Genomic DNA, 25,356 nt, shown 5'->3' with positions numbered 1-25,356 from the left:
GGCTCATGACTTCCAGCTGCTGCTCCAGCTCCTTGATGCGCTGCTCCGGCGTCAGTGGCAGGTTGGGTTCGGACATCGGCTTGCTCCTGGCGGATCGAATGGAGGCTCCTTGACTCCAGTCCTGCCGACCATGCTTGCGTAACCACACCAGCACCGTCGAACGGCCCTGGATGCCGTAGCGAGCCTGAGCCTCCTTGTAGCTCATTTCGCCTTTTTCGACTTGATCGACCACTGCCAGTTTAAAAGCCTGCGTGTAATCACGCTGACTGCGACGGATACCTTCTGCCATCGGGGTTCTCCTGAAATAAGGGCGAAGGTGTAAACCTTATTCAGGACGGGACAACGTCATGAAAAAGGCCGCGCGTACCAGGTACGGGCGGCCTTTTTCGTGGCGGTGGGATCAGTCGTCGATCCAGCCGCCCATTTCCTTCCAGCGGTTGACGATGCCGCAGAACAGCTCGGCCGTCTTCTCGGTGTCGTAGCGTGCCGAGTGTGCCTCGCGGCCATCGAATTCGATGCCGGCGGCCTGGCAGGCCTTGGCCAGCACCGTCTGGCCGTAGGCCAGGCCCGCCAGGGTGGCGGTGTCGAAGCTGGAGAAGGGGTGGAAGGGGTTGCGCTTGATGCCGGTGCGGTTCACGGCGGCATTCAGGAAGCCCAGGTCGAAGCTGCTGTTGTGCCCCACGAGGATGGCGCGCTTGCAGCCATGTGCCTTGATGGACTTGCGCAGGCCCCGGAATATCTCGCCCAGGGCATGTTCCTCGGTCACGGCCATGCGCAGCGGGTGGTCCAGCTTGATCCCGGTGAACTCCAGGGCAGCCTGTTCGATGTTGGCGCCCTCGAAGGGCTCGACCCGGAAGAAGTGCGTGTGGTCCGGGTAGAGGAAGCCGCCTTCATCCATCGAGATGGTGGTGGCGGCGATCTCCAGCAGGGCGTCGGTGGCGCAGTTGAAACCACCGGTCTCCACGTCCACCACCACCGGCAGGTAGCCACGGAAGCGTGCCGCCATCGGGTGGCGCGGGCCGGACGGCAGGCTGCCGTCGAGTTCGTCGTCGAAGAATTCCTCGCTCACGCCTGGCCCTCCAGCAGTCGCCAACGCAGGGTTTCGCCCGCGCGCAGGGGCACCACGCTGTTCTCGCCCAGGGGCAGGGTGGCCGGAGCGGTCCAGTCCTCGCGTACCAGGGTGATGGTGTCGGTGTTGCGCGGCAGGCCGTAGAAGTCTGGGCCGTGGTGGCTGGCGAAGGCTTCCAGCTTGTCCAGGGCATTGCGCTGCTCGAAGGCCTCGGCGTACAGCTCGATGGCCGCGTACGCGGTGTAGCAGCCGGCGCAGCCGCAGGCGGCTTCCTTGGCGTGCTGGGCGTGGGGCGCGGAGTCGGTGCCGAGGAAGAATTGCGGGCTGCCGCTGGTGGCGGCGTCCAGCAGGGCTTCCTGGTGCACGTTGCGCTTGAGGATCGGCAGGCAATAGAAGTGCGGGCGGATGCCGCCCACCAGCATGTGGTTGCGGTTGTACAGCAGGTGGTGGGCGGTGATGGTGGCGCCCACGTTGCTGGAGGCCGAGCGCACGAACTGCACAGCGTCACCGGTGGTGATGTGCTCGAACACCACCTTCAGGGTGGGGAAGCGCTCGACGACGCGCACCAGGTGCTCGTCGATGAAGGCCTTCTCGCGGTCGAACACGTCGATCTCGCTGCGGGTCACTTCGCCGTGCACCAGCAGCAGCATGCCGACTTCGGCCATGGCTTCCAGCACCGGGAAGATGGCGTCGATGCGCGTCACCCCTGAATCGGAGTTGGTGGTGGCGCCTGCCGGGTAGAGCTTGGCGGCGTGGACGAAGCCGCTGGCCTTGGCGGCGCGGATGTCCTCGGGGCGGGTGCGGTCGGTGAGGTACAGCACCATCAGCGGTTCGAACCCGCTGCCGGCCGGACGGGCGGCGAGGATGCGCTGGCGGTAGGCGTCGGCTTCCTCGGCGTTGCGCACCGGGGGCACCAGGTTGGGCATGATGATGGCGCGGCCGAAGGTGCGCGCGGCATCGGCCACGGTGTGGGCCAGCACGGCGCCATCACGCAGGTGGATGTGCCAGTCGTCGGGACGCAGCAGGGTCAGGCGGTCGGACATGGGGGGATTCCAGGCGGGTGAAACTCGGCGTGCATGCTACCGGAAAAGCCCGGCCGGGGCACGGGCGGCGCGTCGGGCCCGGGGGCGCCGAACGGCGCTTAAGTTTTCCGCCTTCGCACCGATAGCCCTTGTGAACCTGACGTCTTTCCCCGGAGCCAGCCGTGCGCGCTTTTCCCATCGCCCTGCTCAGCCTCATTGCCCTGCCGGCCATGGCTATCACCTTCCAGACCCGCCTGGAGAAGGTGGAGTGGAAGGTAGAAGGGGACAAGTTCGAGTGCCGCCTGTCGCAGCCGATCACCGACTTCGGCAGCGGCGAGTTCGTCCGCCGTGCCGGCGAGCAGGTCACCTTCCGCCTCAAGCCCAACGAGCGCTGGATGGGCGGCGGTCAGGCGACCCTGCTGGCAGCGGCGGCGCCCTGGCAGCCCGGGCGCGGCGACATCAACCTCGGTGCCGTGGCGGTGGGCAACGGCGAAGTGCCGTTCAACAGCAACCAGCTGCAGGGCGGGCGCCTGCTCACCGGTCTGCTGGAAGGGCGCAGCCCGCTGGTGCGCCATCGCACCCAGCAGGGCGGGGATGCCCTGGAGGTGCGCCTGCTGCCGGTGCATTTCAACAAGGCCTACAACGACTACCTGGCCTGCACCGCCAAGCTGCTGCCGGTGAACTTCGATCAGGTGAAGAAGCTGGAGCTGGGCTTTCCCGGCGGCGGCGTGGCGTTGGACCCGATGGCCCGCGCCAAGCTGGAGATCGTCCTCGACTACATGAAGGCCGACCCGGCGGTGAACCACATCGAGATCGACGGCCACTCCGACAACGCCGGCAACCGCCTGACCAACCGTGACCTGTCGCGGCGCCGGGCGCTGGCGGTGTTCGACTACTTCAAGGCTAACGGCGTGCCGGAGTCGCAGATGGTGATGCGCTTCCACGGCGAGCGCTATCCGCTGGTGCCCAACACCAACGAGGCCAACCGGGCGAAGAACCGCCGGGTCGCCGTGGCCCTGTCCAAGGAGCCGGAGGCCCCCCCGGCGGAAAACCCAGCCGCCGCACCGGCCACCGAGCCGGCACCGGCGGCGGCCCCTGCCGCACCCTCCACGGCGCCTGCCGTGCCCCCGACCGCCAGCCCGGCGCCTGCCAAGCCGGCGTCCGCCTCCTGAGCGGCGCCGGATCGAAAGAATCTGTCGCCTGGTCGTCATTGCCTGTCGCGCCACTGTAATTTGGCCGCCAGGGTCAGTAGAATCCCCGGTTTTCGTACAACCCCGTGGAGTTGATGGCATGGCGGACGTGAAGAAGGTTGTCCTGGCTTATTCCGGTGGCCTGGACACCTCGGTGATCCTGAAGTGGCTGCAAGATACCTATAACTGCGAAGTGGTGACCTTCACCGCCGACCTCGGCCAGGGCGAGGAGGTCGAGCCGGCCCGTGCCAAGGCCCAGGCCATGGGCGTCAAGGAAATCTACATCGATGACCTGCGCGAAGAGTTCGTCCGCGACTTCGTGTTCCCGATGTTCCGCGCCAACACCATCTACGAAGGCGAGTACCTGCTGGGCACCTCCATCGCCCGCCCGCTGATCGCCAAGCGCCTGATCGAGATCGCCAACGAGACCGGCGCCGACGCCATCTCCCACGGTGCCACCGGCAAGGGCAACGATCAGGTCCGCTTCGAGCTGGGCGCCTACGCGCTGAAGCCGGGCGTCAAGGTCATCGCCCCCTGGCGCGAGTGGGACCTGCTGTCCCGCGAGAAGCTGATGGACTACGCCGAGAAGCACGGCATCCCGATCGAGCGCCACGGCAAGAAGAAGTCCCCGTACTCCATGGACGCCAACCTGCTGCACATCTCCTATGAGGGCGGCGTGCTGGAAGACACCTGGACCGAGCACGAAGAGGACATGTGGCGCTGGACCAAGTCCCCGGAAGCTGCACCGAACACCCCGACCTACATCGAGCTGACCTACCGCGCCGGTGACATCGTCGCCATCGACGGCAAGGACATGACCCCGGCCCAGGTGCTGACCGAGCTGAACCGCATCGGTGGCGAGAACGGCATCGGCCGCCTCGACATCGTCGAGAACCGCTACGTCGGCATGAAGTCCCGCGGCTGCTACGAGACCCCCGGCGGCACCATCATGCTCAAGGCCCACCGCGCCATCGAGTCCATCACCCTGGACCGCGAAGTGGCCCACCTGAAAGACGAGCTGATGCCCAAGTACGCCAGCCTCATCTACACCGGCTACTGGTGGAGCCCCGAGCGCCTGATGCTGCAGCAGATGATCGACGCCTCCCAGGCCAACGTGAATGGCGTGGTACGCCTGAAGCTGTACAAGGGCAACGTCATCGTCGTGGGCCGCAAGTCCGACGACTCGCTGTTCGACGCTAACATCGCCACCTTCGAAGAAGATGGCGGCGCGTACAACCAGGCGGACGCGGCGGGCTTCATCAAGCTCAACGCCCTGCGCATGCGCATCGCCGCCGGCAAGGGCCGCAAGCTGTTCTGATAAGCTGAACGCCCCGTGCCAAAAGGAACCCCGGCCACGAGCCGGGGTTCTGCTTTTATGAGCCCTGATCGGGCAACCAAGAGGAATCCCTGATGAGACTGCTGCATACCATGCTGCGCGTCGGCGATCTGGACAAATCCATCGCCTTCTACACCGAAGTCCTGGGCATGACCCTGCTGCGTCGCAAGGACTACCCGGACGGCCAGTTCACCCTGGCGTTCGTCGGCTACGGCGACGAGGCCCACAACAGCGTGATCGAGCTGACCCACAACTGGGGCGTGGACAAATACGAGCTGGGCACCGGCTACGGCCACATCGCCCTGGAAGTGGCGGACGTCTACAAGGCCTGCGAAGACATCCGCGCCCGTGGCGGCAAGGTCACCCGCGAGCCGGGGCCGATGAAGCACGGCACCAGCATCCTGGCCTTCGTCGAGGACCCGGACGGCTACAAGATCGAGTTGCTGTCGCCTTCGCGCAACGACTGACAAAAAAGCCCGGCAGATGCCGGGCTTTTTCTTGGCGCGGGCGGGCTCAGAGCACGCCGAACACCTTCTTCGCCAGGCTGGTGGCGGCACCGGCCGGGTTCTGGCGGATGCTCGCCTCCTGCTCGGCGATCATCTTGAACAGGCCATCCAGCGCCTCTTCGGTCACGTAGCTCTCGATGTTGGCGCTCTTGGCGTCCACCACGCCGAAGCTCGCGGCCTGGCCGGCGAAGCTGTTGTACTGCTGCGCCAGGCCGACCTGGTCGGTGGCCTTCTTCACGATGGGCAGGAACTTGGCACGCAGCTGCTCGCGGCTGGTCTTGTTCAGGTACTGGGTGGCGGAGTCCTGCGGGCCGGTGAGGATGCCCTTGGCGTCCTGCACGGTCATCTTCTTCACCGCGTCCACCAGCAGGGCCTGGGCCTGCGGCACGGCGGCCTCGGCGGCCTTGTTCATGCTGGTTTCCAGCTGCTCCACCTGGTCGCCCATGCCCATCATCTTCATGGTCTTGGCGGCCTTGCCCAGCTTGCCGGGCAGTTCGATGCGCACCTCGGGGTTGTTGCTGAAGCCGCCCGGCTTGCCGAGCTGCTGCACGGCGACCTTGGCGCCTTGGGTGAGGGCATCCTTCAGGCCACCGGCGGCGTCCTGCTGGCTGAGGTCGCTGAGGGAGAGGGCGAAGGCGTTGACGGAGAGGGCCAGGCCGGCGACCAGGGCAGTGAGTCGGAACATGAGGGCTTCCTTGGGCTGGTGGAGTTCGGATCAGCGAACCGGGTCGACCCGGATGCGCAGGGGCTGTGGATCGGTGCCGTCGAGTTTAACCGAGTGGCGTTCGCTGCTGATGAACATCAGCTTGCCGTCGAGCTCGATGCGCGCCGCCACGGCGTACTGGTGGCCGCTCTGCAGGTTGGCCGGGTCGTAGCTGAGCTGGAAGGCCAGGGGCACCTGGCCCTCGATGCGGCCCTGCTGGTGAGCCAGTTCGCGGGCGGGGGCATCCGCCAGCGAGACGTCCACCAGGGTGACCCGCAGGGTTGCATCCGGCGGCAGGGCCATGCGCTGCAGGTAGTACACCTCGCCTTCGAGCTGGGCCATCGAGGCCGTTTGCGGGGTGGTGCAGGCGCCGAGCAGCAGGCTGGCGAAGAGCAGGGGCAGGGTTCTTTTCATGAGTACATTCCGTGATTGGACCCCACACACTATAGAGCGTCGGGGCAGACCGGGCTGGCGGGCATCGCCGGTTCAATCATCGACCACCGGCAGGGCCTTGCCGATGGCGCCCAGCGTGTTGTTCACGTGGACGTTCTCGTTGACGGTGCGCATCAGCCGGCGGAGGCGCTCCTTGGCGGCCACCAGCTTCTCGATCTGCACATCCAGCTCCGCAGCGCGACGATCAAGGGCGGCTTCGTGCTCGGCCAGACGCGTGCGGCGCTGCTCCTGTTCGTCCTGGCGCGCCTGGAGCTGGGCCTCCAATGCCTGCAGGCGGGCTTCCTGCGCCTGCAGCTCGCGCTCGCGCTCGGCCAGTCCCGGGTCTGGCTGCAGGGGGCTGCTGTCCGGCTGGCGGCGGGTGAACACGCCGGCCATCTCCACCAGGGTGTTGAGGGTGGCCTGCACCTCCCTGAGCATCTGTTCGCTGCGGCTGGCGTTGTGGGGCACCGGGGCTGGGGGCTCGGGCGCGTCTGCTGCCTGCCGGGGATCCACCGTCGCCACTGGCGAGTCGTGCAGGGGGGATTCGTAGGGCTGGTAGGGCAGCGGATGGGTCGAGTAGAAGGGCGCGCCGATGTTGTCGCTGCTGCGGCAGGCCAGCAGTGTCTGGATGGCGCCGGGACCGAGGGTCAGCGGGTGGTGCTGTTCCATGCAGGTGGGGTGCGGGGTGAGGGGTGGGCCCAGGCGTTCGATGCGGATGAAGTGGAAGGCGGTGGCCGCATCGCGATTCCCGCGTGCGCCCTCGATGATCTGGCGCAACGCCCGGCGGGCGACCTGGCAGGCGCGCTCGTCCAGGCTGCTCAACTGGTATCCCCCCTCGGCCAGGGGCGCCAGGGCTGCGAGGTAGACCCAGGACGTGCCCTGGGGCCCGGCTTCATTGAGGGTGTAGACGAGGACGTTGGCTTCGATCTCGGGGATGGCGAGGCTGCACAGCACGGCGGCGTTGAACGCCTCCCGCTGGCCGTTCTCGACGGTGATGGTTCTCAGCAGCATGGGGGTTCCCTGGGTGAAGAGGGCAGAAGGACGCGCGAATGCGCAGCCGCCATGGTACTGAGGGCCGGACAGGCAGCCCCTCGGGGGATTCTGTCCGGCTTGTAGGGCATTTCTTCTAGTGGGCGAAGCAGAAAGCGGGCGGCCGAAGCCGCCCGCCTGGATCAGGAGGCTTCGGCCTGCGGCTCGTCCTGGGGGGCTTCGTCCGTCTGGCGCTCCAGTGCCACCTGGCGGATGGAGAGACGGATCTCGGCGGTGAGCACGCGCTTGGCCGCGCCCTCGGCCAGGTCGCCCAACTCGGGGTGGTAGCTGAGCTTGCCGGCTTCGTCCTGGCGCAGCACGCGCTGGTCCAGCAGGGTCTGGATGAAGTGGCGGAACAGCGTCTTGTCGAAGAACTCCGGGGCGTTGAGGCCATGGAGGATCGACAGGCGCTGGGCCATGACGGTGCACAGGTTCTCCAGCTCCTCGGCGGTGAGCTGGTTCTGCCCGGCATTGAGCAGCAGGGCGATGGCCATGTAGAAGCGCTGCAGCGTCTGGGCGATGGCGCGGGACATCAGCGTCAGCAGCACGAACTGCCGCGAGCTGGGCGCCGGGCGCACGTACACGTCGTTCTCCACCTTCAGCAGCCCCTGCTCGACGAAGGCGGCCAGCCACTGGTCCACCACCGCGTCCAGCTCGTCCAGGTTCCAGCGGATGAACAGCTCGGCCTGCAGGTAGGGGTACAGGGCGCGGGTGTAGCGCAGGATCTGCTCGCGGCTGCTGCGTCCGCTGCTCTGGAAGAAGCTGGCCAGCAGCCCCGGCAGGGCGAAGATGTGCAGCACGTTGTTGCGGTAGTAGGTCATCAGGACGGCGTTCTGCTCGTCCAGGTAGAGGATCTTGCCCAGGGCGTCCTTCTGCTCGGCCAGCAGGTCCATGCTCTGCACGTACTGGATCAGCGCCTGGCCGTCGCCTTCCGGCAGGGTGGCGTGGGGCGAGTAGGGCACCGCGCGCAGCAGGGCCAGGTACAGGTCCAGGACGCGGGTCAGCGCGCGTTCGTCCAGTGCCAGGCGGCTGGTGGAGAGCAGCGCCAGGGCCACCAGGTTGACCGGGTTGATCGCCGCCGCGTCGTTGAGGTGGCGGGCGATGCGCACGGCCAGGCGGTTGGTGGTGTCGTTGAGCCAGGCCGGGCGGAACTGCGGTCCCAGCTCCTGGGCGCGCCAGTCCGGTTGCTGCTGGTCGAGGAACTCCGCCAGCTTGATCGGCTCGCCGAAGTTCACCGCGACGCTGCCGAAACGCAGCTTCAGGGCGCCGATGACCTTGAAGATGTCGAAGATCGACTCCTTCTTCTTGCTCGCGCCGCGCAGCTCGCCCAGGTAGGTGCGGCCTTCCAGCACGCGCTCGTAGCCGATGTACACCGGGACGAAGACGATGGGCAGGCGCGAGGAGCGCAGGAAGCTGCGCAGGGTGATGGCGAGCATGCCGGTCTTCGGGTGCAGCATGCGCCCGGTGCGCGAGCGCCCGCCCTCGACGAAGTACTCCACCGGGAAGCCGCGGCTGAACAGGGTGTGCAGGTACTCGTTGAACACCGAGGTGTACAGCGGGTTGCCCTTGAAGGTACGGCGCATGAAGAAGGCGCCGCCACGGCGCAGCAGGCCGCCGATCACCGGCATGTTGAGGTTGATGCCGGCGGCGATGTGCGGCGGCGTCAGGCCGTTGCGGAACAGCAGGTAGGACAGCAGCAGGTAGTCGATGTGGCTGCGGTGGCAGGGCACGTAGATCACCTCGTGACCCTGGGCGATGTCCTGCACGCCCTCGATGTGGTTGACCTTGATGCCCTCGTAGAGCTTGTTCCAGAACCAGCTCAGCACCACTTCGAGGAAGCGGATCGCCGTGTAGGCGAAGTCGGAGGCGATCTCGTTGCCGTACTTCAGCGCCTGGGCCTCGGCCTTGGCCGGGCTGATCTTCTCGCGCTCGGCTTCCTCGGCGATGGCCTGGCGCACCAGCGGCGCATGCACCAGCCCCTTCACCAGGTTGCGGCGGTGGGAGAGGTCGGGGCCGATCACGGCGGTCTTCTGGTTGCGGAAGTGCACCCGCAGGATGCGCTGCACCATGCGCTGGGTGCGCTCCGGGCCCTTGCCCTGGGCGATCAGCTCGCGCAGGTGGATGGGGGCGGAGAACTGCACCCGGGTCTTGCGCCCGAGGATGAGGATGCTGACCAGCTTGCGCAGGCGCCCGGTCACGGCCCAGCTGTCGGCGAACAGCAGCTTCCAGGGGCTGGTCTCGCGGTCCGGGGACTGGCCCCAGAACACCGTCACCGGAATGATCTGCGCGTCATCCACCGCGTGCTGCTGGATGGCGTCCAGCACCCGCACCAGGGTCGGCGAGGTGCCGCGCTTGTCCTGCCCGCCGAACCAGCCCGGCTCCGGGGTCAGGTAGAAGAAGGCGGCCGGCTCCAGGCTGTCGCCCACTGCCACCGGCAGCACCGGGCGCGGCAGCCCGGCCTTGGTGCATTCCCGGTCCACCACCGCCAGGTCGCTGGCCGAGGGTTGCTGCAGCACGTAGAGCACGGGCTTGCTGCGGTCGAGCTTGAGGGTGAAGGCGGACTGGTTGATGGTTTCCGAGCGCACCCACAGGTAGAGGAGGCGGCGCAGGGTGCCGAAGGCCAGGCGGCGGAACGGGGAACGGGTCATACGGGCGTCGTGGTGTGGAACGAGCGTGTGCTCGGGGCGGCTAGTGTGCCGTATTCGCTGACCCGCCGCAAAAAGCCGAAGCCGGCTTTTGCGGGGTGAAATCTCACGTAACGGCAGGAAACTTTCGGCACGCTTCGCTGTCTTGCTATGCCGCCGGGAGACTCCTTATAGTCCGCCGGCGTTTTGCAGGGCCCCTGAGGCCAGCATGGCCGGGGGCTTTTCCCGTTGGGGTAGAGGCCATGATCGACATAAGAAAACTGACCAGACGATTCGCGCAGCACACCGCCGTGGACGACCTGTCCTTCGCGGTCGAGCCGGGGGAAGTGCTCGGCTTCCTCGGCCCGAATGGCGCCGGCAAGTCCACCACCATGAAGATGCTCACCGGCTTCCTGGCGCCCACCTCCGGCACCGCCAGCATCTTCGGCCACGACATCCAGACCCAGACCCTGCAGGCCCAGCGCAGCCTCGGCTACCTGCCCGAGGGCGCGCCCTGCTACGGCGACATGACGGTGCGCGGCTTCCTCGAATTCATCGCCGAGATCCGTGGCTTCCGTGGCGCCGAGAAGAAGGCCCGCGTCGCCCAGGCCGCCGGCCAGGTGGAGCTGGACAAGGTGCTCGGGCAGAGCATCGAGACCCTGTCCAAGGGCTTCAAGCGCCGCGTCGGGCTGGCCCAGGCCATTCTCCATGACCCCCGCGTGCTGATCCTCGACGAGCCCACCGACGGCCTCGACCCGAACCAGAAGCATCAGGTGCGCCAGCTCATCCAGAGCCTGGCCCGGGACAAGATCGTGATCATCTCCACCCACATCCTCGAAGAGGTGACGGCGGTGTGCACCCGCGCGGTGGTGATCGCCGCCGGCAAGCTGGTGGCCGACGACACCCCCTACGAGCTGGAGCGCCGCTCCCGCTACCACCAGGCGGTGACCCTGGTGGCCGACGAGCCCCTCGATCCGCTGGCGCTGGCCGTGCTGCCGGGCGTTGCCGGTGTCGAGGAAAACGCTGCTGGCGGTGGCCTGACGGTGCTGGCCAAGCCGGGCGAGGTGATCTTCCCGCAGGTCAACCAGCTCATCCACCAGCGCGGCTGGCGGGTCAAGGAGCTGGACGTGGAGCGCGGCCGCCTCGACGAAGTCTTCCGCAGCCTGACCCGGGGGGAAGCGGCATGAAGCAGTTGCCGGTCATCTTCAAGCGCGAGCTGGCGAGCTATTTCGCCACCCCGCTGGCCTATGTGTTCATCGTGATCTTCCTGGTGCTGTCCGGGGTCTTCACCTTCTACCTGGGCGGTTTCTTCGAAAGCGGCCAGGCCAGCCTGGCGCCCTTCTTCAACTTCCACCCCTGGCTCTACCTGTTCCTGGTGCCGGCCATCGCCATGCGCCTGTGGGCGGAGGAGCGCAAGTCCGGCTCCATTGAACTGCTGATGACCCTGCCGGTCACCCGCTTCGAGGCGGTCACCGGCAAGTTCCTCGCCGCCTGGGCCTTCGCCGGCCTGGCGCTGCTGCTGACCTTCCCCATGGTCATCACCGTCAACTACCTGGGCGAGCCGGACAACGGCGCCATCGTCACCGGCTACATCGGCAGCTGGCTGCTGGCCGGCTCCTACCTGGCGGTGGGCTCGTGCATGTCGGCGCTGGCCAAGAACCAGGTGATCGCCTTCATCCTCGCCGTGGTGGTGTGCTTCCTGTTCATCGTCAGCGGCTTCCCGCTGGTGCTCGACGCCTTCAGCGCCTGGGCCCCGCAATGGCTGCTGGACGCGGTCGCCTCGCTGAGCTTCCTGACCCGTTTCGATGCCATCAGCAAGGGCGTGATCGACCTCCGCGACCTGCTCTACTTCCTCTCCCTGATCGCCGCGTGGCTCGCCGCCACCGCCGTGGTGGTCGATCTGAAGAAGGCCGACTGACATGAAGAAACTGATGTATTCCAGCGCCGGCCTGCTGCTCATCGCCCTGGCCTTCCTGGCGTTCAACATGGTCTCGGGCCTGGCGCTGACCAACGCCCGCCTCGACCTCACCGAGCAGAAGCTCTACACCATCTCCGACGGCACCCGGCAGATCCTCGGGGAGCTGGACGAGCCCATCAACCTGTACTTCTTCTACTCCGACAAGTCCGCCAAGGACCTGGTGGTGCTGCGCAACTACGCCCGCCGCGTGGAGGAGATGCTCAAGGCCTACGCCCAGGCGGCGGACGGCAAGATCAAGCTGCACATCGTCGACCCCGAGCCCTTCTCCGAGGACGAGGACAAGGCCGCCGAGTTCGGCCTCCAGGCGGTGCCGGCCCAGCAGGGTGGCGACGCCATCTACTTCGGCCTGGCCGGCACCAACAGCGTCGACGACCACCAGGTGATCCCGTTCTTCCCGCTGGACCAGGAAGAGTTCCTCGAATACGAGGTCAGCCGCCTGGTGCAGAGCCTGGCGCATCCCCAGCGTCCGGTGGTCGGCGTGCTCTCCGGGCTGCCGCTCAACGGCGGCTTCGACATGCAGACCCAGCAGCCCAGCTCGCCGTGGATGGTGATGGAGGAAATCCGCCAGCTGTTCCAGATCGAGAGCCTCAAGCCCGACGTCGACCAGATCCCCGACAAGGTCTCGGTGCTGCTGCTGGTGCACCCGAAGAACCTGTCCGAGCAGACCCAGTACGCCATCGACCAGTTCGTCCTGCGGGGCGGCAAGCTGCTGGCCTTCGTCGACCCCTGGAGCGAGGCCGACCATGCCATGCCGATGCCCGGCGAGATGGGCGGCGAGGGCAAGAGCTCCGACCTGCCGGCGCTGTTCAAGGCCTGGGGCTTCGAGATGCTGCCCGGCAAGGTACTGGGCGACGGTGCCTACGCCATGTCGGTGAGCATGGGCCAGGGCGAGCGCCCGGCCCGTCATCCGGCCTGGCTGACCCTGCCGCGCCAGGCGCTGGACCCGAGCGACGTGGCCACCGCCAACCTGGAGACCCTGACGGTCGCCACCGCCGGCATCCTGCGCCCGCTGGAGGGTGCCAAGACCCACTTCGTGCCGCTGATCCACAGCTCCGAGTACGCCATGCCGTTCGACGCCCAGCGCTTCGCCATGCTGCGCAACCCGCAGGAGCTGATGGGCGAGCTGAACCCCAGCGGTGACCGCTACACCGTCGCGGCCCGTATCAGCGGGCCGGCACAGAGCGCCTTCCCCGACGGCATCGAAGGGCGCAAGGACGGGCTGAAGTCGGCCGACAACATCAACATCATCGTGGTCGCCGACACCGACATGCTCAGCGACCGCATGTGGGTGCAGGTGCAGGACTTCTTCGGCCAGCGCGTGCCGCAGCCCTGGGCGGACAACTCGGCCTTCGCCATCAACGCCCTGGACAACCTCTCCGGCTCCGAGGCACTGATCAGCGTGCGCTCCCGCGGTCGCTTCACCCGCCCCTTCACCGTGGTGGAAGACCTCCAGCGCCAGGCCGAAGCGCGTTTCCGCGAGCAGGAGCAGGCCCTCAAGCAGCGCCTGTCCGAGACCGAGGAGAAGCTGGCCAGCCTGCAGAACCAGGACCCGGCCAAGGCCCTGGAACTGACCCCCGAGCAGCAGGCCACCCTGCAGCAGTTCATGCAGGAGAAGCTGCGCATCCGCAAGGAGCTGCGCGAGGTCAACTACCAGCTCAACGCCGACATCGAGAAGCTCGGTCGCACGCTCAAGTTCATCAACATCGCCCTGGTGCCGCTGGTGCTGACCCTGGGCGTGCTGCTGCTGTGGGCCTGGCGCCGCCGCCGCGCCTGAGGAGAGGACATGGGACGCAAGGCTTTCATCTTCCTGTTCATCCTGGCCGTCGCACTGGGCGGCACCTACCTGGCGCTGCAGCGCCAGGCGGGCCCGACGCCGGGGACGCAGGCCCAGGCCTGGCTGCCGGCCCTGGAGGGCCGGCTGGCCGACATCGACGCCATCGAGGTGCAGCGGCCCGGTCAACCGCCGGTGCACCTGGCGCGTCGTGACTCCACCTGGGTGGTAGCGGACAAGGCCGGCTACCCGGCCGATGCCCGCGCCGTGGCCGACCTGCTGCGGGCCCTGGGCGAGGCGCGTCGGGTCGAGGCACGCACCGCCAAGCCGGAGCTGCACGCCCAGCTGGGCCTGGCCGAGAAGCCCGGGGAAGGCCAGGCCCTGCGCCTGGTGGTGCGCGGGCAGAACGGCCTGCCGCAGCAGGACCTGCTGATCGGCAAGCCCGGCCAGCAGGGCAAGGGGCAACTGGTGCGCCTGCCCGGCGACGACCAGAGCTGGCTGATCGACCGGCGCATCGAGCTGCCCGAGACCGAGCTGGCCTGGCTTGACCGGCGCATCGCCGCCATTCCCTTCTCCAGCGTGCGCCAGGTCGCAGTCCGCTACCCCCAGGGCAAGGAACTGACGGTGTACCGCGACGCCGAGAACGAGCCGAACATGAAGGTCCGCCAGCTGCCGGCCGGTCGCAAGCTGGCCTACGAGGCGGCGGCCAACGGCATGGCGGCGGTGTTCGCCGGCCTGCAGTTCGCCGACGCCGCGCCGCTGGACCAGGTCCAGTTCAAGGACAAGCCGCTGCTCAGCTTCGAACTGCAGACCTTCGCCGGCGGCCGCCTCACTGGCGAACTGCTGGGGCAGGGCGAGCAGTACTGGCTGCGCCTGACCGGCCAGGAGAAGCTCGACGACCAGGTGCCGGGTCGTACCGATTGGGCCTACCTGATCGAGCCCTTCCAGTACCAGGCACTGGCCCGAAAGCTCGAGGACCTGCTCTCGGCGAAGTGAGCCTCAGGGCGTTTCCGGGCCCTGCCCAGGGGCCCGGAGCGCCTTCGCCGAAATGCCCCATTTTGTGACGCGAAAGCCCCGGAAAAGGGCGTGAACACCTAGTCTCACGGCGTTTTCCGCATGCCGGAAAAAAGTGCTTTTCTGTAGCATTTCCTGTCGTATACTCCGGGCGCGGTGGTTAAAAGAACGCCTTTCGGAGTACCCGCCCACGCCTCGTCAGACCGCGGTCGGATATCGAGAAAAATACGTCTTTACCAACCCGTCTAAGTCCCAGGATTGGGGCCAACAACAAAATTGCGAGTTTGGAGAGAGTAGTAATGGCTGATCGTGAGGTCGGAACCGTCAAGTGGTTCAATGACGCTAAAGGCTATGGATTCATCCAGCGTGAAAGCGGTCCGGATGTATTCGTTCACTACCGCGCTATCCGCGGCGAAGGTCACCGTTCCCTGGTCGAAGGCCAGAAGGTCGAGTTCTCGGTGATCCAGGGCCAGAAAGGCCTGCAGGCGGAAGACGTCGCCCGCGTCTGAGTCTCCAAGCGAAAGGCCCGTCCAAGCGACGGGCCTTTTGTTTGTCCCCTTCTTGCCGCTGTCCTGCGGCGCCCCTTCGTGACCTGCCGTTCTCGCCCGCTCGCTGACTGCTGGCGAAGGCGTTTGCGAGCTGCCGCTCCAGCGCCCGACTGCACGGCATGAATGCTCTGCGCACCTTTTTGCAACGCTTCAGCGCCTTGCAACCGTCCTGCTGCAACGCGCGGCTGGCGGTGCACAGCCAACAAAAAGCCCCGCAGGTGCGGGGCTCTTTCAGGCGCTGTCGATCACAGGTCGAAGTCGTAGTCGTTCAGCTGCTTCTGCAGGCGACGCTCTTCGAGGTAGTTGTCGATGATGCGCCGCTTGGTCAGGTTGGTCTTGGCCACTTCGGCAGGCGCCTCGGCTTCTTCCGCTTCCTCGGCGATGAAGTCTTCCTCGATCTCGATCTCTTCTTTGACAGTGCTCATTCAGGTCACTCCACGATGCGGGGCGGTGATGGCGCACCTTATAGCGACAAAGAATCGGCCGGTAAAAAAGATTTTTTCAATTGAAAACCAGGACTTTGCAGGGTCCGCTCAATCGTCCGAAGTCTTCGCCTTGTACTCGCACAAGTCCTCGATCCGGCAGGCTCCGCAGCGCGGCTTCCGGGCGACGCACACATAGCGCCCATGGAGGATCAGCCAATGGTGGGCGTCGAGCAGGTAGTCCTTCGGCACGAACTTCACCAGCTTCTTCTCCACCTCCAGCACGGTCTTGCCCGGGGCGATGCCGGTGCGGTTGCTGACGCGGAAGATGTGGGTGTCCACCGCCATCACCGGCTGGCGGAAGGCGGTGTTGAGCACCACGTTCGCCGTCTTGCGGCCCACGCCGGGCAGGGCCTCCAGGTCCTCGCGGTTGTCCGGCACCTGGCTGCCGTGCTTCTCCATGAGGATGCGGCAGGTCTCGATGACGTTCTTCGCCTTGCTGTTGTACAGGCCGATGGTCTTGATGTACTCCGACAGGCCCTCCACCCCCAGCGCGTGGATGGCTTCGGGGGTATTGGCCACCGGGTACAGCCGGGCGGTGGCCTTGTTGACGCTGACGTCGGTGGCCTGGGCGGAGAGGATCACCGCGATCAGCAGTTCGAAGGGCGTGGTGTAGGCCAGCTCGGTCTTGGGATAGGGGTTGTCTTCGTGCAGGCGACGGAAGATTTCCAGGCGTTTGGCAGCGTTCATGGCATTCGGCTTTTCACGGTGGATTCAGGGTGGGGCGCGAACCGCGCTCAGGGCAAGGCGCGACGCAGCGGCACCCACAGCAGGGCGAGCAGGATAAGCCCTCCCGGCGCCGAGGCGAAGAGCGGGACGCCATGGCCGGCGAACGTGAGGCTCAGTGCGCCCAGGCCCAGCCAGTCGCCGTGGGCCAGCAGGCTGGCATGGCCGATGCCCTCGCGCAGCGCGCCGAGCAGCAGGGCCAGCAGGCTGAACGCCAGGCCTGCCCTGAGGCCATCGCTGGCCCGGCCCGGTGCCTCCAGCGCCAGGTGCAGGCACGGCAGGGCCAGCAGCAACAGCCAGGGGCCCAGGGCCTGGTGCAGGTCGTAGGCGAAGGCCCGCAGGAGCTGGTCGGCCAGCGCCACGCCGCAGCCAGCCAGCATCAGCGTCCCGAGCCAGAAGGCCCGGCCCGCCAGGTGGCGATGCAGCCAAGGCAGCAGGGCCCCGACTCCGGCCAGCAAGGGCAGGGCGACCAGGGCCAGGCCCAGGGCTTTCACCAGCAGGTCGCTGGCCCCCAGCAGCGGTGCCAGGCCGAGCAATGCAGCGGTGCGTGTAGGCGTGCTCATGGCGTGGCCCCCAGCAAGGCAACGCGGTGGGTGTCGAAGTAGCGCAGGCCCGCCTGGACGCCCGCCACCACGGCGCGGGAGGTGATGGTGGCGCCGGCGATCTGGTCGACATCGCCACCATCCGCGCGGACCCGCCATTCCCCCGGCTGCTCCGCCAGGTTCCGACCTGCCAGGCCGCCCAGCCAGGGGCAGCGGGTGGCCTCGATGCGATCGCCGATACCCGGTGTTTCCCGGTGCGCCAGGACCTTGCTGTGCAGCAGCCGGCCATCCGGCGCGATGGCCAGCAACAGGTCGATGGACCCTTCATAGCCCCGCGCCCGTACCGGCAGCAGCACGGCCACCAGGCGTTCGCCCTGGCGCGCGCGCCAGGCGGTGGCCGGTGAGGGGCTGCCCAGGTCGTCAGCCCCGGTCAGGGGCACGGCGTCCTGCAGGGGGTGGTTGTCATAGCTGCCGGTGGGCAGCAGGTCGAGCAGGGCACGCTCGGCGGAGGCCTCGGCGGCCGCCTGCTGGCGAGGGGCGAGCACGGCGTGCAGCGCCGTGAGCAAGCCCACCGCCAGAGCGGCGGCGGCCAGCAGGCACGCGAGGCTGCGCCCGTTCATGGGGCGGGCCTCGCGCGTTGGGCCCAGCGCTCCAGCGCCGGCACCGCCAGGTTCATCAGCAGCACGGCGAAGGCCATGCCGTCGGCATAGCCGCCCCAGGTGCGGATCACGTAGACCAGCACGCCAACGCCCAGGCCGAATGCCAGCCGCGCCCGGTCGGCACTGGGGCCGGAGACCGGCTCGGTGACGATGAAGAAGGCGCCGAGCATGGTGGCGCCGGAGAACAGGTGCAGCAGCGGCGAGCCGTTGGAGTCCGAGCCGCTGCCGTTCCAGCCCAGCAGGCTGGCGACGAACAGCCCGGCGATCAGCCCCACCGGGGCGTGCCAGCGGATCACCCGGCGCTGCAGCAGCCACAGGCCGCCGGCGAGGAAGGCCAGGTTGACCCATTCCACACCGCGCCCGCCGAGGTGGCCGAAGGCGGCGTTGCGGGCGAACAGTTCGTCGATGGTCAGGCGGTCGTTGTGGCGCAGGCTGTCCAGCACCGTGGCCTGGCTCCAGCCGTCCACCAGGCCGCTGCCCAGGCCCAGCACTTGCTGCAGCGCGGCCAGCAGGCCGTGGGGTTGGCCGGCAACGGGCCATTGGGCCATCTGCGCCGGGAAGGCCAGCAGGGCCAGGGCGAAGCCGAGCATGGCGGGGTTGAAGGGGTTGCGGCCGAAACCGCCGAAGACCGACTTGCCCAACAGGATGGCCGCCGCGCAGGCCATCAGGGTCAGCCAGGCGGGGCCATAGGGCGGCAGGGCCAGGGCCAGCAGGGTGGCCGTCACCAGGGCGCTGCCCTCGGCCAGCCAGGGGCGGCCGAACAGGGCCTCGTCCGGGGCGACGTGCTGCCCGCGCAGGCGCCGCACCAGCGCCTCGCAGGCCAGGGCGCAGGGGATGGCCAGTGCCAGTTGCAGCAAGGTGCCGAACCCGTAGTGCCAGAGCTGGACCAGCAGGCCCGGCAGGCACGCCAGCAGCACCAGGCTCATGGCCGGGCGCGGGTCGAAACCGGGAGCGCTGGCCATGGCCGGCTCAGGCCTCGGGGTGTTCGCCGAGGCGGCGTTCGGCTTCGGCCAGGCGGGCCTGGGCGCGGCCGATGGCAGCCTCGTCGCGGGGTTGGCGGCGCTCCAGGCGGCTGACCTCGGCACGGGCCATGGCCAGCTCGGTCTTCAGCGCGCGCAGGGCCGGGTCCACCGGGCGCTTGTCGATGCGCTGCAGTTCGGGCGGCGCCTTGCCGCAGGCATCCTCGGCGGCATGCAGGGCGGCCTCGGCGTCGGCCAGGGCTTGGCGCAGCGGCGCCAGCTCGGCTTCGTCCGCGCCACGGGCCTCGGCGCTGCGCAACGCGCCCCGACGGGTCACCAGGGCGACCTTGGCCTGCTTGAGCGCGGCCTCGCCCGGGCTGGGCGGCGTGACCGGCTGTGCTGCCTGCAGGCGCGCCAGGGCGGCCTCGGCGTCATCCACCGCCTGTTGCAGGGCGGCCAGCTGGGCCTGCTGCCCGGCATCCGGTTCGGCGCCATAGGCCTTCTGCGCCTTGGCCAACTGGGCGCGGCTCATGGCGGCTTCGATCTTGGCCTTCTTCAGCGCCGCCTCGTCCGTGACCGGCGCGGGGGCGGCGCTGGCTTGGGCCAGGGCGGCTTCCGCCCGCTCGCTGGCGGCCTTGAGCTCGGCCACCTGGGCGGCGAGGTCGGAGGTGCCGTAGGTGGCGTACTGCTTCTCCGCGCGGGACAGCGCCACCCGGGCCATGGCTGCCTCCACCTTGAGGCGCTTCTGTTCGTCGCTGAGGGTGCCGGCGGCGGCCTTCTGGGCCTTGACCCGTTCGATGGCGGCCTGCACCGGGTCGATGCTGGTGGCGGCTTCGTTGCGGGCCTTTTCCTGGGCGTGGGCCTGGCGCTGCGCGCGAGCCTCGCGCTCGGCCTGGCGGCGGGCTTCGTCACGGGCCAGGCGGGCATTGCGCTGCTCGAAGCGCTGGCGGAACTGGTCGGCCCGCTCGCGCTGGGCGCTGGCGTCCGGCTCGGCCAGGGGCAGGATGTCGATGCAGTCCACCGGGCAGGGCGCGACGCAGAGTTCGCAGCCGGTGCACTCGTCGCGGATGACCGTGTGCATCTGCCGCGCGGCCCCGACGATGGCGTCGGTCGGGCAAGCCTGGATGCACTTGGTGCAGCCGATGCACTCGGCCTCGCGGATGAAGGCGACCTGCGGCGGGACCGGGCCATTGGGCGCCTCCAGCGGCAGGACCGGCACCTGCAGCAGGTCGGCCAGGGCGATGATGGTCACCTGGCCGCCGGGCGGGCACTTGTTGATGGCCTCGCCCTTGGTGATGCCTTCGGCATAGGGGCGGCAGCCGGGGTGGCCGCACTTGCCGCACTGGGTCTGCGGCAGCAGGGCGTCGATGCGCTGGACAAGGGCCTGGCTCATGGCGCCACCAGGCCGTTGAAGCCCATCAGCACGACGCCCATGAGGCCGGCGCAGAGCAGGGTGATCGGCGTACCGCGCAGGGGTGCGGGTACATCGGCGGCGTCGACCCGTTGCATCAGGTCGGCGAACAGCCCCAGTGCCAGCCAGAAGCCGAGGCCACCTGCCAGGCCGAGGCCCAGCGCGTGGACGAAACCACTGCTGGCGGCCAGATACAGGCCACCGAGTACCGCACCATTGCCCAGCAGCAGCGGGAACAGGCCGTTCGGTACGTCGGCGGTGCCGGGCAGGTGCTTGAGCAGCGCCAGCGCGGCCCAGGCCAGGGGCGCCAGCAGGGGGAGCAGCACCAGCGGGCGCAGGTGGTCGAGGGCCAGGGGCGCCAGCAGAAGGCGGTCGAGCAGCCAGGCCAGGGGCAGTCCCAGGGCCAGCATCAGGCCGCCGGCACGGGCCAGAGCCTGCAGACGGGGCTGGGCGTCGCCACCCGCTGCCTGTGCCAGCAGCAGGTTGTTGACCAGGGCGGCGCCCAACAGCGCGATGAGGAGATCGGTCATGGATTCGGGACGGGCCGGATCGTTCACAAAGGGCCGCGTATTATCCGGGATGGCGCCGGGCGGGTACAGGGCCGCCCCGGGGCGACCCTGGTCCCAGCCCTTGTTCAGTCTTGGGCAGCGGCCTTGTTGCGGCCCGTGGCGCGGCGCCACAGCCCGCGCACCAGCAGCGCCAGGGGGAAGAGGATGACCACGAAGGGAATGCCGTAGCCGAGCATCTCCAGGGCCTGGGCGGTGCCTTCGGTGGCGTTGTCCAGCAGGCCGGCGGCAGCCTCGCCGATGCGCGACAGGCGGCTCGGGCGCTGCTGGTCGGTGGTGAAGTCCAGGGTCAGCAGGTTGGTGGCGATGCGCCATTGCTGCTGGGCGGACTCCTGGGCATTGGCGGCCAGCTGCACCTCCAGCTCGGCCATCTCCCGGGCCAGGGCCAGCAGGTCGGCGACGGCCAGGTCCTTGCGCTCCTGGAAGGCTTGCAGGGTCTTGTACTGGCGCTCCAGGCGCTCGCGGGTGCGGGCGTTGTCGCCCACCGCCTGGGCCAGGTCTTCGGCGCGGGTGGTGCGGCTTTGCAGCTCGCCACCCTCGGCGGCCAGGGCCACGATCTTCTCCACGCCTTCGGGCACGATGCGCAGCACCAGCTGGCCGGCGCGGTAGCCGCCCTGGTTCTGCTCGATGGCCAGCAGCTCGCAGCTGCCGAAGCGGCCGTCGTTGCAGGCTTCGCGGGTGGCGGCCAGGCGCGGGGCAACGGCCTCGGCGGCGAGGTGGATGGAGACCTGGTGCTCGTAGGCGAGGAAGGCGCCGGGCTTGGAGGCTTCGCCCTGGAGGGCGGCACCGCCGCTCGCCTCGCGGTCCGACGGGGAGCAGCCGGCCAGGGCGGTGAGGGCCAGTAGGAAGGGGAGGGTCCAGTGCTTGATCATGGGCGTTCCTTGCAGGGTGTTCGTGGGGCTGAAACGACGAAGCGCCTGGCCGGTGACCGGGCAGGCGCTTCGCGAAGACGGCGCGGCTTACTTGACGCGCTGGCCCGGCTTGGCACCGTTGTCGGGGCTGAGCAGGTAGATCTCCTCGCCACCTGGGCCGGCGGCCAGGACCATGCCTTCGGAGACGCCGAACTTCATCTTGCGCGCGGCCAGGTTGGCCACGTACAGGGTCAGGCGGCCTTCCAGCTTGCTCGGGTCCGGGTAGGCGCTCTTGATGCCGGAGAACACGTTGCGCTTGGCGTCACCGATGTCCAGGGTCAGGCGCAGCAGCTTGTCGGCACCCTCGACGAACTCGGCCTTCTCGATCAGGGCGATGCGCAGGTCCACGGCGGCGAAGGCGTCGAAGGCGATTTCCGGAGCCAGCGGCTCCTTGGTCAGCTCGCCGTTGCCGGCGGGGGCCGGGGCGGCGTTCTGGGCGGCGAGGTCTTCCTTGGAGGCAGCGATCATGGCGTCGATCTTCACGGGGTCGATCCGGGTCATCAGCGGGTTGAAGGGGTTCAGGTCGTGGTCGGCCAGCAGCACCTGGTGGTCGTTCCAGCTCAGCGGGGCGACGTTGAGGAACTGCTCGGCGGCGGCGGCCAGGTTCGGCAGCACCGGCTTGAGGAAGATCACCAGCTGGCGGAACAGGTTCACGCCCACGGCGCAGATGGCCTGCACCTCGGCCTGCTTGCCGTCCTGCTTGTTCAGGGCCCAGGGCGCCTTGTCGGCGATCCAGGCGTTGGCGCGGTCGGCCAGCGCCATGATCTCGCGCATGGCCCGGGCGAAGTCGCGGTTCTCATAGGCCTCGGCGATGCTCGGTGCGGCGCTGGCGAACTCGGCGAACAGCTCCGGCGCGGCATTCTCGGCCACCAGGCGGCCGCCGTTGCCCTTGTGGATGAAACCGGCGCAGCGGCTGGCAATGTTGACCACCTTGCCCACCAGGTCGGAGTTCACCTTCTGCACGAAATCCTCCAGGTTCAGGTCGAGGTCGTCGACGCTGCGGCTGAGCTTGGAGGCGTAGTAGTAGCGCAGGTATTCCGGGTCCAGGTGGTCCAGGTAGGTGCGGGCCTTGATGAAGGTGCCGCGGGACTTGGACATCTTCTGGCCGTTGACGGTCAGGTAGCCGTGCACGTTCAGCGCGGTGGGCTTGCGGAAGCCGGCGCCTTCGAGCATGGCGGGCCAGAACAGGGCGTGGAAGTTGACGATGTCCTTGCCGATGAAGTGGTACAGCTCGGCGCTGGAGTCCTTGGCCCAGTAGGCGTCGAAGTCCAGCTCCGGGCGGCGCGCACAGAGGTTCTGGAAGCTGGCCATGTAGCCGATGGGGGCATCCAGCCAGACGTAGAAGTACTTGCCCGGCGCGTCGGGGATCTCGAAGCCGAAGTAGGGCGCATCACGGCTGATGTCCCACTGCTGCAGGCCGGCGTCCAGCCATTCGGCGATCTTGTTGGCCACCGACTCCTGCAGGGCACCGCTGCGGGTCCACTGCTTCAGCATGGCGTCGAAGTCCGGCAGCTTGAAGAAGTAGTGCAGCGACTCCTTGAGCACCGGGGTGGCGCCGGAGATGGCCGACTTGGGGTTCTTCAGCTCGGTGGGGGCGTAGGTGGCGCCGCACACTTCGCAGTTGTCGCCGTACTGGTCCTCGGCCGCGCATTTCGGGCAGGTGCCCTTGATGAAGCGGTCGGCCAGGAACATCTGCTTGTCCGGGTCGAAGTACTGGGTCACCGGGCGGGTGGCGATGTGGCCGGCGTCGCGCAGGCGGGTGTAGATCAGGCTCGACAGCGCCTGGTTCTCCGGCGAGTGGGTGGAGTGGTAGTTGTCGAAGTCCACGAGGAAGTCGGCGAAGTCGGTGGTGTGCTCGGCACGCACGTTGTCGATCAGCTGCTCGGAGGTGATGCCCTCCTTCTCGGCGCGCAGCATGATGGCCGAACCGTGGGCGTCGTCGGCGCAGACGTAGATGGCCTGGTTGCCGCGCATCTTCTGGAAGCGCACCCAGATGTCGGTCTGGATGTACTCGACCATATGCCCCAGGTGGATGGAACCGTTGGCATAGGGGAGGGCGCTTGTCACAAGGATCTTGCGGGGCTCGGTCATGGTGCTGGGCTACCGGATACGGAACGAAGGGAAGTTGGCAACTATAAAGAGTCGCCGGCTTTTTTTCACGCCCGGAGGGCCCGGTGGCGGGAGGGCTCGGGTAGGATACCCGCCAGTTTTGCTCGGTCTTTATCTGGAGTCCCGCCATGAGCACCGTTTCCCGCGCCCAGGTCGAAGCGACCCTGCGCCAGTTCACCGATCCCCACCTCAACCAGGACCCGGTCAGCGCGGGTTGCCTGCGTGATGTCGACATCCAGGGCGGCAAGGTCAGCGTGCGCCTGGAGCTGGGCTACGCGGCCGGCCTGTTCAGGAGCGGCTGGGCGCAGACCCTGCAGATGGCCCTGGAGAACCTCGACGGCGTCGACCGCGCCGAGGTCCGCGTGGACTGCGTGATCCAGCCGCACAAGGCCCAGGAGCAGGTGCCGGCCCTGGCCAACGTGAAGAACATCATCGCCGTCGCCTCCGGCAAGGGCGGCGTCGGCAAGTCCACCACCGCCGCCAACCTGGCCCTGGCCCTGGCCCGCGAAGGCGCCCGCGTCGGCATCCTCGATGCGGACATCTACGGCCCCAGCCAGGGCATCATGTTCGGCATCCCCGAGGGCACCCGCCCGCAGGTGCGCGACCAGAAGTTCTTCGTGCCGCTGGAAGCCCACGGCGTGCAGGTCATGTCCATGGCCTTCCTCACCGACGACAACACCCCGGTGGTGTGGCGCGGGCCGATGGTCTCCGGCGCGCTGATCCAGCTGATCACCCAGACCGCCTGGGACGACCTCGACTACCTGGTGGTGGACATGCCCCCGGGCACCGGCGACATCCAGCTGACCCTGGCGCAGAAGGTGCCGGTGGCCGGCAGCGTGATCGTCACCACCCCGCAGGACCTGGCCCTGCTGGACGCCAAGAAGGGCGTGGAGATGTTCCGCAAGGTCAACATCCCGGTGCTGGGCGTGGTGGAGAACATGGCCGTGCACATCTGCTCCAACTGTGGCCATGCCGAGCACCTGTTCGGCGAAGGCGGTGGCGAGAAGCTGGCGGCCCAGTACGGCGTCGACCTGCTGGCCTCGCTGCCGCTGTCCATGGCCATCCGCATGCAGTCCGACGGCGGAAAGCCCACCACCGTGGCCGACCCCGAAAGCCAGATCGCCATGATCTACCAGCAGATGGCCCGCACCGTCGGCGCGCGCATCGCCCAGGCCGGCCTGGGTGCCACGGCGATGCCGAGCATCACCATCAGCGACGATTGACCGAGGGCGCCGCTGCGCGCTTGAGGGCCTCCGGGTCCGCTAGATCGCCAGCAGCGTGCCGCCCTCCGTGGGGAACTGCCGGGCCAGCAGTTCCTCGCGGGTCAGTTCCCGGCCGACCCACAGGTGCACCTTGCGGGCACCGGCGCTGCGGCCCAGTTCATACAGCCCACGGATTTCCACCTGGGTCAGCCCGCCCTCCAAGTGCTCCAGCGGGTGCAGGACCAGCACCGGCGCCGCGCTGGTGAAGGTCCGGGGCGCCAGTTGGCGGATGAACAGGCGCAGGGTGCTCTCCGCGAGGGTGAAATCCGCCAGCAGGGCGCGTGGGTGCTCGAAGCCGTTCACCAGCTCCACCTCGGGCTGGCCGAGCAGTTGCCGGGCTGCGTGCCCGGCCGCCAACACCGTGCGTTTGCCGTTGCGGGTCTGGATCGCCAGCACAGGCGGCTCGTCGAGCACCTGGCCCGATTTCGCATTCAGGCCGCGGAGCTGCTGCGCACGGAGCGTGATGTAGAGCAGTGGGGAGAAGGCGTCGATCATGGCGGCGTTCCA

General features: G+C 68.1%; 26 protein-coding genes. 9 read left to right on the top strand and 17 right to left on the bottom strand.

Going from position 1 to position 25,356, the window contains the following annotated elements; genetic code table 11:
- From BM198_RS08605 to pyrC, 3 genes are all read right to left on the bottom strand, one after another.
- A partial coding sequence (locus BM198_RS08605; protein ID WP_074969245.1) for a helix-turn-helix domain-containing protein occupies positions 1–289 on the bottom strand: 289 nt, incomplete at its 3' end.
- 111 nt (positions 290–400) lie between these two features.
- Complete coding sequence (gene rnt, locus BM198_RS08600; protein WP_069561313.1) at positions 401–1,069, bottom strand: ribonuclease T; 669 nt, start codon at positions 1,067–1,069, stop codon at positions 401–403.
- On the bottom strand, positions 1,066–2,112 hold the full coding sequence (gene pyrC, locus BM198_RS08595; RefSeq protein ID WP_044413214.1) for a dihydroorotase: 1,047 nt from the start codon (positions 2,110–2,112) through the stop codon (positions 1,066–1,068). The genes rnt and pyrC overlap by 4 nt, the downstream gene beginning before the upstream one ends.
- Positions 2,113–2,273: 161 nt before the next feature.
- Here pyrC and BM198_RS08590 point away from each other — a divergent pair, with 161 nt between their 5' ends.
- The 3 genes from BM198_RS08590 (at position 2,274) to gloA (ending at position 5,084) form a co-directional block, all read left to right on the top strand.
- Entirely contained in the window at positions 2,274–3,263 is a 990-nt protein-coding gene (locus tag BM198_RS08590; RefSeq protein WP_074969243.1) for a flagellar protein MotY, read from the top strand.
- Between the two features lie 118 nt (positions 3,264–3,381).
- Positions 3,382–4,599: an argininosuccinate synthase gene (locus BM198_RS08585; RefSeq protein ID WP_044413221.1), complete on the top strand. Its 1,218-nt coding sequence runs from the start codon at positions 3,382–3,384 to the stop codon at positions 4,597–4,599.
- A gap of 92 nt (positions 4,600–4,691) precedes the next feature.
- Complete coding sequence (gene gloA / locus BM198_RS08580) at positions 4,692–5,084, top strand: lactoylglutathione lyase (RefSeq protein WP_044413224.1); 393 nt, start codon at positions 4,692–4,694, stop codon at positions 5,082–5,084.
- Between the two features lie 46 nt (positions 5,085–5,130).
- Here the strand turns inward: gloA and BM198_RS08575 are convergent, their stop codons facing one another.
- The 4 genes from BM198_RS08575 to plsB all read right to left on the bottom strand — a co-directional run bounded on the left by BM198_RS08575 (position 5,131) and on the right by plsB (position 9,935).
- On the bottom strand, positions 5,131–5,808 hold the full coding sequence (locus BM198_RS08575) for a DUF4197 domain-containing protein (protein WP_044413226.1): 678 nt from the start codon (positions 5,806–5,808) through the stop codon (positions 5,131–5,133).
- Positions 5,809–5,838: 30 nt separating this feature from the next.
- Positions 5,839–6,240 (bottom strand): YbaY family lipoprotein, encoded by a 402-nt coding sequence (locus BM198_RS08570; RefSeq protein WP_044413229.1) that lies wholly within the window; start codon positions 6,238–6,240, stop codon positions 5,839–5,841.
- A gap of 72 nt (positions 6,241–6,312) precedes the next feature.
- A complete protein-coding gene (locus BM198_RS08565; RefSeq protein WP_074969241.1) occupies positions 6,313–7,269 on the bottom strand; it encodes a hypothetical protein in 957 nt (318 codons plus the stop codon).
- A 161-nt stretch (positions 7,270–7,430) separates the two neighbouring features.
- A complete protein-coding gene (gene plsB, locus BM198_RS08560) occupies positions 7,431–9,935 on the bottom strand; it encodes a glycerol-3-phosphate 1-O-acyltransferase PlsB (protein ID WP_074969238.1) in 2,505 nt (834 codons plus the stop codon).
- A gap of 239 nt (positions 9,936–10,174) precedes the next feature.
- Between plsB and BM198_RS08555 the strand changes: the two genes are divergently transcribed.
- The 5 genes from BM198_RS08555 to BM198_RS08535 all read left to right on the top strand — a co-directional run bounded on the left by BM198_RS08555 (position 10,175) and on the right by BM198_RS08535 (position 15,183).
- Positions 10,175–11,098, top strand: coding sequence for an ABC transporter ATP-binding protein (locus BM198_RS08555; RefSeq protein WP_074969236.1), 924 nt, complete (start codon positions 10,175–10,177; stop codon positions 11,096–11,098).
- The gene (locus tag BM198_RS08550; RefSeq protein ID WP_044413238.1) at positions 11,095–11,829 is read left to right on the top strand and encodes an ABC transporter permease subunit; all 735 of its coding nucleotides are present in this window, start codon (positions 11,095–11,097) and stop codon (positions 11,827–11,829) included. The genes BM198_RS08555 and BM198_RS08550 overlap by 4 nt, the downstream gene beginning before the upstream one ends.
- Before the next feature lies 1 nt (position 11,830).
- On the top strand, positions 11,831–13,663 hold the full coding sequence (locus BM198_RS08545) for a GldG family protein (protein WP_074969234.1): 1,833 nt from the start codon (positions 11,831–11,833) through the stop codon (positions 13,661–13,663).
- Between the two features lie 9 nt (positions 13,664–13,672).
- Positions 13,673–14,656 (top strand): DUF4340 domain-containing protein, encoded by a 984-nt coding sequence (locus tag BM198_RS08540; RefSeq protein ID WP_074969232.1) that lies wholly within the window; start codon positions 13,673–13,675, stop codon positions 14,654–14,656.
- A 317-nt stretch (positions 14,657–14,973) separates the two neighbouring features.
- On the top strand, positions 14,974–15,183 hold the full coding sequence (locus tag BM198_RS08535) for a cold-shock protein (RefSeq protein ID WP_044413245.1): 210 nt from the start codon (positions 14,974–14,976) through the stop codon (positions 15,181–15,183).
- A 284-nt stretch (positions 15,184–15,467) separates the two neighbouring features.
- On the opposite strand, the gene BM198_RS08530 is transcribed toward BM198_RS08535, so the two are convergent.
- The 9 genes from BM198_RS08530 to metG all read right to left on the bottom strand — a co-directional run bounded on the left by BM198_RS08530 (position 15,468) and on the right by metG (position 23,569).
- Complete coding sequence (locus tag BM198_RS08530; protein WP_044413248.1) at positions 15,468–15,647, bottom strand: PA3496 family putative envelope integrity protein; 180 nt, start codon at positions 15,645–15,647, stop codon at positions 15,468–15,470.
- 108 nt (positions 15,648–15,755) lie between these two features.
- The gene (gene nth, locus BM198_RS08525) at positions 15,756–16,394 is read right to left on the bottom strand and encodes an endonuclease III (protein ID WP_074969230.1); all 639 of its coding nucleotides are present in this window, start codon (positions 16,392–16,394) and stop codon (positions 15,756–15,758) included.
- Between the two features lie 47 nt (positions 16,395–16,441).
- Positions 16,442–16,993 carry an Rnf-Nqr domain containing protein gene (locus BM198_RS08520; RefSeq protein ID WP_074969228.1) on the bottom strand — a complete coding sequence of 184 codons (552 nt, stop codon included), beginning with the start codon at positions 16,991–16,993 and terminating at the stop codon, positions 16,442–16,444.
- Positions 16,990–17,592 carry an RnfABCDGE type electron transport complex subunit G gene (locus BM198_RS08515; protein WP_074969226.1) on the bottom strand — a complete coding sequence of 201 codons (603 nt, stop codon included), beginning with the start codon at positions 17,590–17,592 and terminating at the stop codon, positions 16,990–16,992. The genes BM198_RS08520 and BM198_RS08515 overlap by 4 nt, the downstream gene beginning before the upstream one ends.
- Positions 17,589–18,593 carry an RnfABCDGE type electron transport complex subunit D gene (locus BM198_RS08510; protein WP_074969224.1) on the bottom strand — a complete coding sequence of 335 codons (1,005 nt, stop codon included), beginning with the start codon at positions 18,591–18,593 and terminating at the stop codon, positions 17,589–17,591. The genes BM198_RS08515 and BM198_RS08510 overlap by 4 nt, the downstream gene beginning before the upstream one ends.
- Before the next feature lie 7 nt (positions 18,594–18,600).
- Positions 18,601–19,983 (bottom strand): electron transport complex subunit RsxB, encoded by a 1,383-nt coding sequence (gene rsxB / locus BM198_RS08505; protein WP_074969222.1) that lies wholly within the window; start codon positions 19,981–19,983, stop codon positions 18,601–18,603.
- The gene (locus BM198_RS08500; protein WP_074969220.1) at positions 19,980–20,531 is read right to left on the bottom strand and encodes an Rnf-Nqr domain containing protein; all 552 of its coding nucleotides are present in this window, start codon (positions 20,529–20,531) and stop codon (positions 19,980–19,982) included. The genes rsxB and BM198_RS08500 overlap by 4 nt, the downstream gene beginning before the upstream one ends.
- A 104-nt stretch (positions 20,532–20,635) precedes the next feature.
- Positions 20,636–21,439 carry a DUF4349 domain-containing protein gene (locus tag BM198_RS08495; protein ID WP_074969218.1) on the bottom strand — a complete coding sequence of 268 codons (804 nt, stop codon included), beginning with the start codon at positions 21,437–21,439 and terminating at the stop codon, positions 20,636–20,638.
- A gap of 87 nt (positions 21,440–21,526) precedes the next feature.
- Positions 21,527–23,569 carry a methionine--tRNA ligase gene (gene metG / locus BM198_RS08490; RefSeq protein WP_074969216.1) on the bottom strand — a complete coding sequence of 681 codons (2,043 nt, stop codon included), beginning with the start codon at positions 23,567–23,569 and terminating at the stop codon, positions 21,527–21,529.
- Between the two features lie 146 nt (positions 23,570–23,715).
- Between metG and apbC the strand changes: the two genes are divergently transcribed.
- Positions 23,716–24,810: an iron-sulfur cluster carrier protein ApbC gene (apbC, locus tag BM198_RS08485; RefSeq protein ID WP_044413269.1), complete on the top strand. Its 1,095-nt coding sequence runs from the start codon at positions 23,716–23,718 to the stop codon at positions 24,808–24,810.
- A gap of 39 nt (positions 24,811–24,849) precedes the next feature.
- Here apbC and BM198_RS08480 read toward each other — a convergent pair whose 3' ends face one another.
- Positions 24,850–25,344: a rod shape-determining protein gene (locus tag BM198_RS08480; protein ID WP_074969214.1), complete on the bottom strand. Its 495-nt coding sequence runs from the start codon at positions 25,342–25,344 to the stop codon at positions 24,850–24,852.
- Between the last annotated feature and the right edge of the window lie 12 nt (positions 25,345–25,356).

Source organism: Metapseudomonas otitidis (assembly GCF_900111835.1).
GTDB classification, from domain to species: Bacteria; Pseudomonadota; Gammaproteobacteria; order Pseudomonadales; family Pseudomonadaceae; genus Metapseudomonas; species Metapseudomonas otitidis.
This window is presented reverse-complemented; position numbering and strand designations above follow the sequence as displayed.